At 71.4% G+C, this 13,408-nt stretch carries 10 protein-coding genes and 1 pseudogene; 9 read left to right on the top strand and 2 right to left on the bottom strand.

Translation table 11 applies throughout. From position 1 onward, the window contains the following. The first annotated feature begins 90 nt into the window (after nucleotides 1-90). From ACFVIM_RS25615 to ACFVIM_RS25585, 7 genes and pseudogenes are all read left to right on the top strand, one after another. Nucleotides 91-1,047 (top strand): helix-turn-helix transcriptional regulator, encoded by a 957-nt coding sequence (locus ACFVIM_RS25615; protein WP_384305621.1) that lies wholly within the window; start codon nucleotides 91-93, stop codon nucleotides 1,045-1,047. 17 nt (nucleotides 1,048-1,064) lie between these two features. Then, nucleotides 1,065-2,009: pseudogene (locus tag ACFVIM_RS25610) on the top strand (helix-turn-helix transcriptional regulator); the annotation flags it as partial. A 503-nt stretch (nucleotides 2,010-2,512) separates the two neighbouring features. Continuing rightward, entirely contained in the window at nucleotides 2,513-2,815 is a 303-nt protein-coding gene (locus ACFVIM_RS25605) for a hypothetical protein (RefSeq protein WP_384305618.1), read from the top strand. Nucleotides 2,816-2,823: 8 nt separating this feature from the next. Continuing rightward, nucleotides 2,824-3,012, top strand: coding sequence for a hypothetical protein (locus tag ACFVIM_RS25600; RefSeq protein WP_384305615.1), 189 nt, complete (start codon nucleotides 2,824-2,826; stop codon nucleotides 3,010-3,012). Nucleotides 3,013-3,250: 238 nt separating this feature from the next. Continuing rightward, nucleotides 3,251-3,538, top strand: coding sequence for a Sec-independent protein translocase subunit TatA (tatA, locus tag ACFVIM_RS25595; RefSeq protein WP_384305613.1), 288 nt, complete (start codon nucleotides 3,251-3,253; stop codon nucleotides 3,536-3,538). 62 nt (nucleotides 3,539-3,600) lie between these two features. Continuing rightward, nucleotides 3,601-4,581 (top strand): twin-arginine translocase subunit TatC, encoded by a 981-nt coding sequence (tatC, locus tag ACFVIM_RS25590; RefSeq protein WP_384305611.1) that lies wholly within the window; start codon nucleotides 3,601-3,603, stop codon nucleotides 4,579-4,581. Between the two features lie 365 nt (nucleotides 4,582-4,946). After that, the gene (locus ACFVIM_RS25585) at nucleotides 4,947-7,784 is read left to right on the top strand and encodes a DEAD/DEAH box helicase (RefSeq protein ID WP_384305608.1); all 2,838 of its coding nucleotides are present in this window, start codon (nucleotides 4,947-4,949) and stop codon (nucleotides 7,782-7,784) included. Between the two features lie 297 nt (nucleotides 7,785-8,081). Here ACFVIM_RS25585 and ACFVIM_RS25580 read toward each other — a convergent pair whose 3' ends face one another. Next, nucleotides 8,082-8,930, bottom strand: a complete 849-nt coding sequence (locus ACFVIM_RS25580; RefSeq protein WP_384305606.1) for a siderophore-interacting protein — start codon at nucleotides 8,928-8,930, stop codon at nucleotides 8,082-8,084. Nucleotides 8,931-9,011: 81 nt separating this feature from the next. Then, the gene (locus ACFVIM_RS25575; protein ID WP_384305623.1) at nucleotides 9,012-9,917 is read right to left on the bottom strand and encodes a 5'-3' exonuclease H3TH domain-containing protein; all 906 of its coding nucleotides are present in this window, start codon (nucleotides 9,915-9,917) and stop codon (nucleotides 9,012-9,014) included. 245 nt (nucleotides 9,918-10,162) lie between these two features. Between ACFVIM_RS25575 and ACFVIM_RS25570 the strand changes: the two genes are divergently transcribed. Continuing rightward, nucleotides 10,163-11,362, top strand: coding sequence for a glycine betaine/L-proline ABC transporter ATP-binding protein (locus ACFVIM_RS25570; protein ID WP_384305603.1), 1,200 nt, complete (start codon nucleotides 10,163-10,165; stop codon nucleotides 11,360-11,362). Further along, nucleotides 11,355-13,133, top strand: coding sequence for an ABC transporter permease/substrate binding protein (locus tag ACFVIM_RS25565; RefSeq protein ID WP_384305601.1), 1,779 nt, complete (start codon nucleotides 11,355-11,357; stop codon nucleotides 13,131-13,133). Before ACFVIM_RS25570 ends, ACFVIM_RS25565 begins: the two co-directional genes overlap by 8 nt. The last annotated feature ends 275 nt before the right edge of the window (nucleotides 13,134-13,408 follow it).

Genomic DNA, 13,408 nt, shown 5'->3' with positions numbered 1-13,408 from the left:
GTGCGGGCCCTCGGCTTTGGTGCGCGACACCCCGGGGCGGTACGGTCGTCCGGGCGGTAGCGACTCGATCAGAAGAGGTGCAGGGCGTCAATGGCCATTGCCAAGGCCGAGCGGCTGATGAATCTGGCGCTGTGCCTGCTCGGGACGCGGCGCCCGCTGAGCAAGCGTGAACTGCGCGAGTCGATCGAGGCCTATATCGAGGCGGCCGGGGACGACGCGTTCAACCGGATGTTCGAGCGCGACAAGGATGATCTGCGCGAGCTGGGCCTGGTCATCGAGACCGTGGAGAACCTCGACGGCGAGGTCGGCTACCTCGCCCGCCGCGACAGCAACCGGCTGCCCCCGATCACCCTGGACGCCGAGGAGGCCGCCGCGCTCGGACTGGCGGCCAAGGTGTGGCAGCAGGCCCGCCTCGCCGCCGCGGCCAGCGGCGCCCTCCAGAAGCTGCGCGCCGCCGGGATGCCCGAGGCGGAGGACTCCTTCGACACCCCGCACAGCACCCTGGAGCCCCGGATCCCCGTCCATGAGGCGGCGTTCGAGCCCTTGATGCTCGCCTGCCGGGACCGCAGACCCGTGGTCTTCGACTACCGCAAGTCCACCGCGGCCCGCCCCGAGCAGCGCCAGGTCGAGCCGTGGACCCTGGAGTGCTGGCGCGGTCACTGGTACCTCGCGGGCTGGGACCGCGGCCGGGGCGCCGAGCGGGTCTTCCGGCTCTCGCGGATCACCGGCCGGGTCCGTTCCCGGGCCGGTGCCTTCACCGCCCCCGTACCCGATGTCGTCACCGTCCGGGAGACCGTGGAGACCTGGGCGGGCGAGACCGCGACGCGCACGGCGCGGATCCGGCTGCGAGCCGGGTCCGGTTATCCGCTGCGGGCCCGGGCGACCGCCGTGACCGAGCGCGGCGACGGCTGGGACGAACTGGAGATCCCCTACGGTCATGGACTGGACGCCTGGCTCGTCGAGTTCGGGCCCGATGTGGTGGTGGTGGAGCCCGCCGATCTGCGGGCCGATGTGATGGAACGGCTGCGTGCCGTGGCGACGGGCTGAGGGGAGCGACCAGAACCATGGCCGCCAACGCCATTGACCAGACCCGGCGGATGCTCTCGCTGGTGACCTATCTGCGCGAGCGCCCCGGCGCGCATATCGCCGATGTCGCCCGCGCCTTCGGGATCACCGAGGACGAGCTGATCTCCGACCTGGACGTCCTGCCGATGTGCGGGACCAGCTTCCGGGGAGGTGACCTCCTCGATATCGACACCGACGGTGAGCGCATCTGGTGGCACAACCCCGACGATGTCGCCGAGCCGCTGCGGATCGCCGCCGACGAGGCGACCGCGCTGCTGGTCGCGGCGCGCGCCGTGGCGACCCTGCCGGGGCTGCGGGAGAGTGACCGGGAAGCGCTGCTGAGGGCGACCGCCAAACTGGAGGCCGCGTCCGGTGACGCCGCCGGGGCCAGCGCCCGGCTCTCGGTGACCTTCGAGGCCGAGGGCGGGGTCTTCGCCGAGGTCGACCGGGCGATCTCCGAGCGGCGCAGGCTCTGGCTGCGCTACTACTCGCCCGCGCGGGACGAGCTGACCGAGCGCGAGGTGGACCCGATCCGGCTCTTCGCGGTCGGCCGTACCTATATGGAGGCGTGGTGCCGCCTCTCGGAGGCGCGCCGGACCTTCCGGCTGGACCGGGTGGCCGAGATTCGACTGCTGGACGCGCCCTCCTCGCCGCCTCAGATCGAGCTGAGGGATCTCTCCGAAGCGCTGGTCCAGCCGTCGGCGGACGATCCCGAGGTGGTGGTCGAGGTGGGACCCGGCGGCCGCTGGGTGGCCGAGTACTACCCGCACGACCAGGCGGAGGAGCTGCCGGACGGGGGTCTGCGGATCACCCTGCGGACCTCGTCCCCGGCCTCGCTGCGGCGGCTGGCGCTGCGGCTGGGGCGGGACGGGCGGATCGTGGCGCCCGGGGAACTGGCGCAGAGCGCGCGCCGGGCGGCGCGGGAGGCGCTGGCGGCGTACGAGCGTACGGAGACGGCCGGGGGCGTCACGGGAACGGGTGCTCAGGGTGGCCCCGCTGAGACCCGCGTGGCTCGGAGCGGTCCTGATCACGGGGGGCCGGATGAGGATCGCCCGCCGCGGGTTGGTCCGCTTCAGGCCAGTCCGGCTCAGGACCGTGCCACTCAGGACGGTCCGCGCCAGAACGGTCCGGTTCAGGACGGTCCCGCTGGGGATCGTGCGGCGCGAAGCGGTCCCGCTCGGGAGGGCCAGGGTGGTCAGGATGCTTCGGAACGGGACGTTCCAGGCCCCGCCGCCCTGGCGCGAGGCGCCGCGGCCGGTGGCGGTCCGGCTCCCGGCGCCGTGGCCGGGGTGGTCCGGGACGCCGTGTCCCCCGGGGGCGCGGCCTCCCCGTACGGCGGTCAGATCCTCGCCTCCCAGGGCGAGGGTGTCGGTGTGGCCGAGCCGGGCGCCGGAGTCCAGGAGTAGGGAGTTCATCCGCCATGACCCCCATGTCAGATATGTCGGGTATGTCAGGCTCTTCGGGAATCTCCGGAGTGGTCTCGCCCCTCGGTACGGGGTCGGGCCCCGTGGTCTTCCGGGCCGCCTGCCCCGGCTGCCGCGCCCGCTTCGAACTGGCCGCGGAGGCGCTGCGGCTGGCCATCGGCGCCAGCCGACGCACCACCTTCTACTCCTTCACCTGCCCCGAGTGCGGCGCCGCCGTACGCAAGCCGGCGGGGGAGCGGATCGTCGAACTCCTCACCGGCGGCGGAGTCCGCACCCTGCGGCTCGCCCCCGCCTCCCCGGCCGCTCCGACCGCTCCGATCGTCTAGGACCCCTCATGTTCTGGCCCATGCTCGCCGTCGCCCTCGGCTTCCTCGGCATCGCCGTCCTCGGGGTTCTCGGGGTCCGCGTCTTCATCGAGGCCCAGCGGCTGGGGCGGGAGGTGGCGCGCACCACGGAGCGGATCAACCGTGCGGCGGAGGATCTGGAACGAGCCGCCACCGGACTGGCGCGTTCCGGCCACTAGCCGCCTGAGCTGGGTGTCCACCATCTGATCTTGATGTGTCGCGGGGCTCCTGCGGTGGGAAGAGCAGAGGTAGTCTGCCTCTGGTGGCTGGGGGTGCGGACCGCAATGCCACGTATGCACAGGGATTGCCCCGCGTTTACCGCCCCGGGTTACGATCGCTCAGAGTATGGTGGTCGGACTTGTGTCCGAGCGCCAGGCAGGCAAGATCCCAACCGCCTCGGTGAGAAGGTACACGCTTATGTTCGGACGGATCGGCGCTCCGGAGATCATTCTGATCCTCGTCGTCATCATCCTCCTGTTCGGCGCCAAGAAGCTGCCGGACATGGCCCGTTCGCTGGGTAAGTCCGCCCGCATCCTCAAGAGCGAGGCCAAGGCGATGAAGTCCGAGGGAGGTCAGCAGACCGCCCCGGCCGCCCCGCCGCAGCCCGGTACGGACCAGCCCGCCGCGCGCACGATCAAGGCGGCCCCCGGCGATGTCAGCAGCTCGCGTCCGGTGACCGAGCCCACCGACACCACCCAGCGCTAGTCCGGGCCACCCACAGGCCGCTCGTCCGCCGAGAGGTCTGCCGCACGAGATGAGGACGTGGGTTGCTCAAGTCTGCCCGCAAGCAGGAGAAGAACCCCGAGGGGCGGATGCCCCTGGTGGAGCACCTCCGGGAGCTGCGTAACCGATTGGCCAAGGGCCTGCTCGCGATCGTCGCCGTGACGATCGTCGCCGCCTTCTTCTACAACGACATCATCGGCTTCTACATCAAGCCGGTGCTGGAGTCCGTGGGCTGCCCCTCCAGTCTGGAGGAGCTGATGAAGCTGGAGGACGGCTCCCGCTGCGCCGAGATCACCATCAACGGTCTGATCGCGCCGTTCACCCTGGCGCTGAAGGTCTCGCTGATGGCGGGTGTGGTGCTGGCCTCGCCGGTCTGGCTGTACCAGCTCTGGGCCTTCCTCGCGCCCGGTCTGCACGCCAACGAGAAGAAGTACGCGCTCTCCTTCGTGGCCGCGGGCTTCCCGCTCTTCCTCAGCGGTGGCTACTTCGCCTACCTGGTGATGCCGACCACGGCGAAGGTGCTGATCGAGTTCACCCCCACGGGCGTCGACAACCTGCTGCCCCTCGATGACCTGCTCGACCTCGTGACGCGGATGGTCGTTGTCTTCGGGCTCGCCTTCGAGCTGCCCCTGCTGCTGATCCTGCTCAACATCGGCGGTGTCATCACCGGCCGCCGGATGCTGGGCTGGTGGCGCGGGATGATCATGGGCATCACCGTCTTCTCGGCCGTGGCCACGCCCAGCACCGAGCCGATCACCATGATGATGCTCGCCGGGCCGATCGTGCTGCTGTATCTGCTCGCCACCGCCTTCTCGCTGCTCAACGACCGCAGGCGGGACCGCCGTGAGGCGCGGGGGCCGAGCCCGGACGAGGCCAGCGATCTCGATCTCGCGGTCGAGTCCATCGATGACCCTGATGACCCCGATGGCGCGCCCGTCTCCGCCGCCCGTGCCCTGCCCGAGCAGGCCACCGCCGACGACCCCCGCCGCCCGAAGGGCCGCGACGGCTACGACGACATCACCTGAGGTCGCGCCAGCCGCCTCTGAGCGCTCCGGGGGCCGTAGGGAGTTCCTCTCCGTACGGCCCCCGTCGCCGTTCCGGTGCGGTGGGCCCGCCCCGTCGCCGCCGGGCCGGGAGGCTCGTACGGTGGAGGGGACCCCCGGGCCGCCGCCGTATCGGACGGTGACGTTCCGTACGGTGTCGGGCCCCTGGAGGAGGGTGTGTTCCCGTACGGTGTCGCGCCACCGCCGGAGGGTGTGTGCCGCGGCACCGGGTCACCGGAGCGGCGTCGAGGGGTGGGCCTGGGCGCGCTGGCCTCGGCGGAGGCCACCGGGACCGGCGAATATGGGCGCGCTCACTGTCAGACCTCTTGGGTAGGCTCGTAAGCAAGATGACCGAGGATCTCTCTCCCGCCGAGCGCTATGCCGCCGCCCGCGCCCGCGCCACCGATGAGGCCACCGACCTGGCCGCCTTCCGCGCGATGTACGCATTCGAGCTGGACCCGTTCCAGATCGAGGCCTGTCAGGCCCTGGAGTCCGGGCGCGGGGTGCTCGTCGCGGCCCCCACCGGCTCCGGCAAGACCATCGTGGGCGAGTTCGCCGTCCACCTCGCCCTCCAGCAGGGCCGCAAGTGTTTCTACACCACCCCCATCAAGGCGCTCTCGAACCAGAAGTACACCGATCTCGTCAAGCGCTACGGCGCGGACAAGGTCGGCCTGCTGACCGGGGACAACAGTGTCAACTCCGAGGCCCCGGTCGTCGTGATGACCACCGAGGTCCTGCGGAACATGCTCTACGCGGGCTCCCAGTCGCTGCTGGGCCTCGGCTATGTGGTCATGGACGAGGTGCACTACCTCTCCGACCGCTTCCGGGGCGCCGTCTGGGAAGAGGTGATCATCCACCTTCCCGAGTCCGTGACCCTCGTGTCACTGAGCGCCACCGTCTCCAACGCCGAGGAGTTCGGCGACTGGCTGGACACCGTCCGTGGCGACACGGCCGTCATCGTCTCCGAGGAGCGGCCCGTGCCGCTCTGGCAGCATGTGCTCGCCGGACGCCGGATGTACGACCTCTTCGAGGAGAAGAGCGACCACGGAGGCCGGGGCTCCGCCCGCCGTGAGGTCAACCCCGATCTGGTCCGGCTGGCGCGGATGGAGAGCCAGCGGACGTACAACCCCCGGGACCGGCGGCGCGGGAAGATGATCCGCGAGGCCGACCGGGAGCGCGAGCGGCGTTCCCGGGGCCGGATCTGGACCCCCGCCCGGCCCGAGGTCATCGAACGGCTCGACGCCGAGGGGCTGCTGCCCGCGATCACCTTCATCTTCAGCCGCGCGGGCTGTGAGGCCGCCGTCCAGCAGTGCCTCTACGCGGGACTGCGGCTCAACGACGACGCGGCGCGACTGCGGGTCCGGGAGATCGTGGAGGAGCGGACCGCCGCGATCCCCGCCGAGGACCTCCATGTCCTCGGGTACTACGAATGGCTGGAGGGCCTGGAGCGGGGCATCGCCGCGCACCACGCGGGCATGCTGCCGACCTTCAAGGAGGTCGTGGAGGAACTCTTCGTCCAGGGCCTGGTCAAGGCGGTCTTCGCCACCGAGACCCTCGCGCTCGGGATCAATATGCCCGCCCGCTCGGTCGTCCTGGAGAAGCTCGTCAAGTGGAACGGCGAACAGCACGCGGACATCACCCCTGGTGAGTACACCCAGCTCACCGGGCGGGCCGGGCGGCGCGGCATCGACGTCGAGGGGCACGCGGTGGTGCTGTGGCAGCGCGCCATGGACCCCACCGGTCTCGCCGGTCTCGCCGGAACCCGTACCTATCCGCTGCGCTCCAGCTTCAGGCCCTCGTACAACATGGCGGTCAATCTGGTCCAGCAGTTCGGCCGCCACCGCTCCCGGGAACTGCTGGAGACATCGTTCGCCCAGTTCCAGGCCGACCGCTCGGTCGTCGGCATCTCGCGCCAGGTCCAGAAGAACGAGGAAGGACTGAGCGGCTACCGCGAGGGCATGACCTGCCATCTCGGGGACTTCGAGGAGTACGCGCAGCTCCGCCGCGAACTCAAGGACCGGGAGACGGAACTCGCCAAGCAGGGCGCCACACAGCGCCGGGCCGCCGCCGCGGGCTCGCTGGAGCGGCTCAAGCCCGGGGACGTGATCCATGTGCCGACGGGCAAGTTCGCCGGGCTCGCGCTCGTACTGGACCCGGGGATCCCGGCCGGACGGTCCCCCGGCCACCACGGTCATCGGAGCTTCGAGTCCCACGACGGGCCCCGGCCCCTGGTACTCACCGCCGAGCGGCAGGTCAAGCGGCTGGCGTCGATCGACTTCCCGGTACCCGTGGAGCCACTGGACCGGATGCGGATCCCGAAGTCGTTCAATCCGCGCTCCCCGCAGTCGCGGCGCGACCTCGCGTCCGCGTTGCGGACCAAGGCCGGGCACATCGTGCCCGAGCGGCACCGCAAGGACCGCTCCGCCGCCGCCGACGACCGCGAGATCGCCCGGCTCCGCGCCGAGTTGCGGGCCCACCCCTGCCACGGCTGCGACGAGCGTGAGGACCACGCCCGCTGGGCCGAGCGCTACCACCGGCTCCAGCGCGACACCCGGCAGCTGGAACACCGGATCGAAGGGCGCACCAACACCATCGCGCGCACCTTCGACCGGATCGTGGCGCTGCTGACGGAGATGGACTACCTGCGCGGTGACGAGGTCACCGAGCACGGCCGCCGACTGGCCCGGCTCTATGGCGAACTGGACCTCCTCGCGAGCGAGTGCCTGCGGGACCGGGTCTGGGAGGGGCTGAACCCGGCGGAGCTCGCCGCCTGTGCCTCGGCCCTGGTCTACGAGGCGCGCCAGGCCGACGACGCCGTGCCGCCGAAGGTCCCGGCGGGGCCGGCCAAGACCGCGCTCGGTGACATGGTCCGCATCTGGGGCCGCCTCGACGCCCTGGAGGAGGACTTCAAGATCAACCAGGCGGAGGGGGTGGGCCAGCGCGAGCCCGACCTCGGCTTCGCCTGGGCCGTGTACCAGTGGGCCTCCGGCAAGGGCCTGGACGAGGTGCTGCGCGAGGCGGAGATGCCGGCGGGGGACTTCGTGCGCTGGTCCAAGCAGGTGATCGATGTGCTGGGGCAGATCGCGGCGGCGGCGCCGGGGGAGAACAGCACGGTCGCGCGGAACGCGCGGCGTGCGGTGGACGCGCTGCTGCGGGGCGTGGTGGCCTACAGCTCCGTGGGCTGAGGCCCCTGGGGCACGTCACCCCGTGCCATGCCGGGCCCTCTTGTGGGCCCGCCCACCCATCGCACCGGTGGGTCGGGCCCCGAGCGCGGGCCCGACCTGCCCTGTGAGTGCGTGAGACTGCTCCACTGCTCACCGGCAGGTTTCCACCCCGTTGTGGGCACGGGGTTCCTGCCCACAAGGGTGAGGAACCCGTGCCCACACGCGGGCGGGACCCGCGCCGTGTGGTTGCGGGCAGCGCACACGGGGCAACCCGGGCCCGGCAGGGGGCGAGCGCACAGGGCGGCGGGGCCCGGAGGGTCAGGCGGCTTGGGCGGCGGACTCCTCGCGTTCGAGCTGGAGGTGCCATTCGCGCTTCACGGCCCGCCACGCCTCGTCGTTCTGCCCCAGCCGCCAGTAGCCGGAGATCGACAGGTCCTCGCGCGCCACCTGGCGTTCCACCCGCAGCAGCCGCCGCAGCTCCTTCACGAAGCCCGCCTCGCCGTGGACGAAGGCGCAGACCCGCCCTTCGGGGAAGTCCAGCGCGGCCACCGCCGCGACGAGGGCCTCGCCGACGGGACGGCCCGCGCGGTGCAGCCAGCGCACCTCGACACCGTCGGGTGTGGCGATCTTCTGCTCTTCCGCCGCGTCCTCGATCTCGATGTAGGCGTGGACGACGGCGCCCTTCGGCATCTGTTCCATGGCGGCGGCGATGGCGGGCAGCGCGCTCTCGTCGCCGACGAGCAGATGCCAGTCGGCCGCCGGGTCCGGCCCGTAGGCGCCACCGGGGCCGAGCATCTTGATCGTCTCGCCGATCCGGGCCTGTGCCGCCCAGGGGCCCGCGAGTCCCTCGTCGCCGTGGACCACGAAGTCGATGGTCATCTCGGCGCGTTCGGCGTCCCAGTTCCGTACCGTGTACGTGCGGTTGGCGGGCCACTGGTCGCGGGGGAACTCGGCGCGGATGCGCTCGATGTCGAACGGCTCCGGGTAGCTGACTCCGGCCGGGGGGAACAGCAGCTTCACATAGTGGTCGGTGAAGCCTTCCAGGGCGAAGCCGTCGAGTCCCTCACCGCCGAGGACGAGACGGACCATGTGCGGGGTGATCCGCTCGGTGTGCACCACACGGCCCTCGAAGTGGCTGGGTGATGGACGAGACGGTCGTTCTGTCACGGCGGTCTCCCTTGTCGCACGCGTTACTTAGGCTTGCCTAAGCTAACACGGCGCAAGGGAATGCACAGCCTCGGCCTGGGCTCACTCCCGCACGGTGGCCAGGAGTCGCTGGAGCGCGCCGCCCAGACCCCAGCGGGCCGCCAGTTCGTCCAGCGCCGCCGGGTCGCGCGGCTCGGTGGGCAGTGCCGGGTCGAACGGCGGCAGGGGGACGTCGGGCGCCACCCGCACCACCCGGGGCGCCACGGCGACATAATCCCGCGCCCCCAGCAGCTTGGCGCGCTGGGCGGGGGTCAGCTTGGAGGCGGGATCGTCAGCGGCGGCCATGATCCCGGCCAGGTCGCCATAGGTCGCCAGCAGCTTCGCCGCCGTCTTCTCACCGACGCCGGGCACCCCCGGCAGGCCGTCGCTGGGGTCACCCCGCAGCAGCGCCAGGTCCGCGTACCCGGGGCCGTCCACTCCGTACTTCTCGCGGAGCCATGCCTCGTCGGTGAGCTGGAGGGTCCCCACGCCCTTCAGCGGGTAGAGCACCCGGCGCTCCCGGGCGTCGTCGACGAGCTGGAAGAGGTCGCGGTCGCCGGTGACGATGTCGACCGGTCCGGTGGCGCGCGCGGTCAGGGTGCCGATGACGTCATCCGCCTCGTAACCGTCGGCGCCGACGCGGGCGATCCCCAGCGCCTCCAGGACCTCCATGATCACCGGGATCTGGGGGGAGAGCGTGTCGGGGGTCTCCTCCTCGTCCGGCCCCGCCTCGGTCTCCACCGCGACGCGATGGGCCTTGTACGAGGGGATCAGCTCCACCCGCCAGTGCGGTCGCCAGTCGTTGTCCCAGCAGGCCACCAGGTCGTCCGGGCGGTGGTCCTGGACCAGCCGGGCGATGAAGTCCAGCAGTCCGCGCACCGCGTTGACCGGGGTGCCGTCCGGGGCGCGGACCGAGTCGGGGACCCCGAAATAGGCCCGGAAGTACAGGGAGGCGGTGTCGAGGAGCATCAGGCGTCGCGTCACACCCCGATCATGCCGCACCGCACTGACACTCACCCCGACCACACGGTTCATGCCTGTGATCCGGGTCACCGTTGGGTTTGCCCCGAGACGTCCCGGGCAGGCGCGCTTCCGGAGCCGACCCCGTTCCGTTTTCAACCAACGGCACGGGGTGCGCGGGCGGAAACCGCGTGGCTCCACGGCTCGCCGGTGGGGGTTGGCGGGCCGTTCTCGGTTCAACGCGTGAGGTGTATGTGTCCAGGCTCCAGGCGGAACACGTCTGCAAGGTGTTCGGCAGACGACCCGACGAAGCGGTACGGCGGCTCCAGGACGGGGCCAGCCGGGACGAGCTGCGGGCCGACGGCATCACGGCGGCCGTGATCGACGCCTCGTTCACCGTCGAGCCCGGACAGATCTTCGTCGTCATGGGGCTCTCCGGATCGGGTAAGTCGACCCTGTTGCGCCTGTTGAACGGATTGCTCGAACCCACCGCCGGGCGCGTCCTCTTCGACGGTGAGGATCTGACCGCGCTGAGCGCGCGCGAGCTGCGGACGGTACGCTCCCGCAGGATCAGCATGGTCTTCCAGCACTTCGCCCTCTTCCCGCACCGCAGCGTGCTGGAGAACGCCGCCTACGGACTGGAGGTGCAGGGCGTCGAGCGCGCCGAGCGCGAGCGCCGCGCCACCGAGGCCCTCGCCCTCACCGGGCTCGCGGGCTGGGAGGAGTCCTGGCCGGACGAGCTCTCCGGCGGGATGCAGCAGCGCGTCGGCCTCGCCCGCGCGCTCGCCACCGACGCCGACCTGCTGCTGATGGACGAGTCGTTCAGCGCGCTCGACCCGCTGATCCGCCGCGACATGCAGGACCAGCTCCTCCAGCTCCAGCGGACCCTCAAGAAGACCATCGTCTTCATCACCCACGACCTCAACGAGGCCATGCGCCTCGGTGACCGCATCGCGGTGATGCGCGACGGGCGGATCGTCCAGCTCGGCAGCGCCGAGGAGATCCTCACCGCGCCCGCCAACGACTACGTCGCCTCCTTCACCCAGGACGTCGACCGGGCCCGGGTGCTGACCGCGGGCGCCATCATGGCCGCGCCCGAGACCGCCTACGGTGCGGGGGCGGGCCGGCCGCGGAACGCCGCCGAGGTGCTGGCCGCCGCGCCCGCCTCCGTACCCGGGCACACCCCGGTCATCGAGCTGTTCACACCGTGCGCCACCAGCGAGGCGCCCGTCGCCGTCGTCGACGCCGCGGGCGAGCTGACCGGGGTCGTCCCGAGGGAACGTCTCCTCGCGGCCCTCGGCGAACCCGATCCCGCCGGGACACCGGAGACACCCGGGACGCGCGTCTCCAGGGAGGCGCGCGACGTACGCGACAGCGACGTACGCGACACCAGGGAGACGCGCGCCACCACGGGTGCGCCCAAGAAGGCCGCCCAGGCGGTGGCCCGTGCCTAGGATTCCCGTCGGTGAGTGGGTCGACAGCGCCGTCGACTGGCTCCAGACCCATCTCTCCTGGCTCTTCGACGCCATCACCTCCGTGGTCACGGGGATGTACGACGGCATCGACGCCGCCCTGTCCGCGCCGGAGCCGCTGCTGTTCGCCGGAGCCCTCGCCGTCGTGGCCTGGTGGCTGCGCGGACTGCTCGCGGGCGCGCTCGCCTTCGCCGGGTTCGCGCTGATCGACTCCATCGAGCTGTGGGACGACGCCATGTCGACCCTCTCGCTGGTCCTGGTCGCCACGGTCGTCACCCTGGCCATCGCCGTGCCGCTCGGCATCTGGGCCTCGCGTTCGAAGACGGTCAGCGCCGTCGTACGCCCGGTGCTGGACTTCATGCAGACCATGCCCGCCATGGTCTATCTGATCCCCGGCATCATCTTCTTCGGCGTCGGCGTGGTGCCGGGCATCATCGCCACGATCGTCTTCGCGCTGCCCCCGGGCGTACGGATGACCGAACTCGGCATCCGTCAGGTCGACAAGGAACTGGTCGAGGCCGCCGAGGCGTTCGGCACCACCCCGCGCAACACCCTGCTGCGGGTGCAGCTCCCGCTCGCCGTGCCCACCATCATGGCCGGGGTCAACCAGGTCATCATGCTCGGTCTCTCCATGGTCGTCATCGCGGGCATGGTCGGCGGCGGCGGGCTCGGTGGCGCGGTCTACCGGGCGATCGGCAACATCGACATCGGGCTCGGCTTCGAGGCGGGCGTCTCCATCGTCATCCTCGCCATGTACCTGGACCGGATGACCGGCGAACTCGGCCGCCAGGTCTCGCCGCTGGGCCGCCGTGCCGCCGCGCGCGCCCGCGAGCTGGCGGGCCGCCCCCGGCTCTGGGACCACCGGCCCAAGCCCGCCGTGGCGGCCGTCGGCGTCATCGTCCTCGCGCTCGTCGCGGGCAGTATGGGTGTCTTCGGCTCCCCGGGTTCCGCCTCCGGCGGCAAGGGCGGGAAGGTCACCATCGGCTATATCCCCTGGGACGAGGGCATCGCCTCCACCTTCCTCTGGAAGGAGGTGCTGGAGCGGCGCGGCTACACCGTGGAGACCCAGCAGCTGGAGGCCGGGGCGCTCTACACCGGTCTCGCGGGCGGCCAGATCGACTTCCAGACCGACGCCTGGCTGCCCGTCACCCACGCCCAGTACTGGAAGAAGTACGAGAAGGAGCTGGAGGACCTCGGCTCCTGGTACGGCCCCACCTCGCTGGAGCTGGCCGTCCCCGGCTATGTGAACGGCGTGGACTCGCTGGAGGACCTCAAGGGCCAGTCGGACCGGTTCAAGGGCCGGATCATCGGCATCGAGCCGAGCGCCGGGATGATGGGCCTGCTGAAGGACAAGGTGCTCAAGGAGTACGGCCTGGAAGGCGAGTACGAGGTCGTCGACGGCTCCACCCCCGGCATGCTGGCCGAACTGAAGCGCGCGTACGCCAAGAAGGAGCCGGTGCTCACCACCCTCTGGTCCCCGCACTGGGCCTACAGCTCCTACGAGCTGAAGAAGCTCACCGACCCCAAGGGCGCCTGGGGCAAGGGCGACGGCGTCCACACCGTGGCCCGCGCGGGCTTCTCCGGGGAACACCCGGAGATCGGTGGGTGGCTGAAGGACTTCTCGATGACCGAGAAGCAGCTCACCGACCTGGAGGCGGAGATCCAGCGCACGGGCAAGGGCGAGGAGCAGCGGGCCGCGCGGGCCTGGCTGGAGAAGAACCCTGAGGTGGAGGAGGCCATGGCGCCCCGGTGACTCCCTCCCGTGCCGGTGGCGCGGGGACGCTTCGGTGATCGCCTGTCGTGCCGGTGATCCGGTGGCGCGCCGGTGATCGCCTGTCGTGTTGGTGGTGCGGGGACGCTCCGGTCGTCCTGACGTACTCAGGGGCCCGCCGTGGTACTTCGCCGGTTCCGTGAGGCCGGTCCGGCGCCCCGGGGCGTCACACGGCCGGGCGCTCACCACGAGGCATCGGACGACGGGCCCCTCACCACGAGGCGTCACAGCGCGGCGGAGCCCCCTCACCACGAGGG

The organism is Streptomyces sp. NPDC057638 (assembly GCF_042800315.1).
GTDB lineage: Bacteria > Actinomycetota > Actinomycetes > Streptomycetales > Streptomycetaceae > Streptomyces.
This window is presented reverse-complemented; position numbering and strand designations above follow the sequence as displayed.

Coding starts and splice junctions, on each gene's coding strand:
- ACFVIM_RS25615 (WP_384305621.1), top strand. CDS start 91: ATGGCCATTGCCAAGGCCGAGCGGCTGATGAATCTGGCGCTGTGCCTG.
- ACFVIM_RS25605 (WP_384305618.1), top strand. CDS start 2,513: ATGTCAGGCTCTTCGGGAATCTCCGGAGTGGTCTCGCCCCTCGGTACG.
- ACFVIM_RS25600 (WP_384305615.1), top strand. CDS start 2,824: ATGTTCTGGCCCATGCTCGCCGTCGCCCTCGGCTTCCTCGGCATCGCC.
- tatA (WP_384305613.1), top strand. CDS start 3,251: ATGTTCGGACGGATCGGCGCTCCGGAGATCATTCTGATCCTCGTCGTC.
- ACFVIM_RS25585 (WP_384305608.1), top strand. CDS start 4,947: ATGACCGAGGATCTCTCTCCCGCCGAGCGCTATGCCGCCGCCCGCGCC.
- ACFVIM_RS25575 (WP_384305623.1), bottom strand. CDS start 9,917: ATGCTCCTCGACACCGCCTCCCTGTACTTCCGGGCCTATTTCGGGGTC.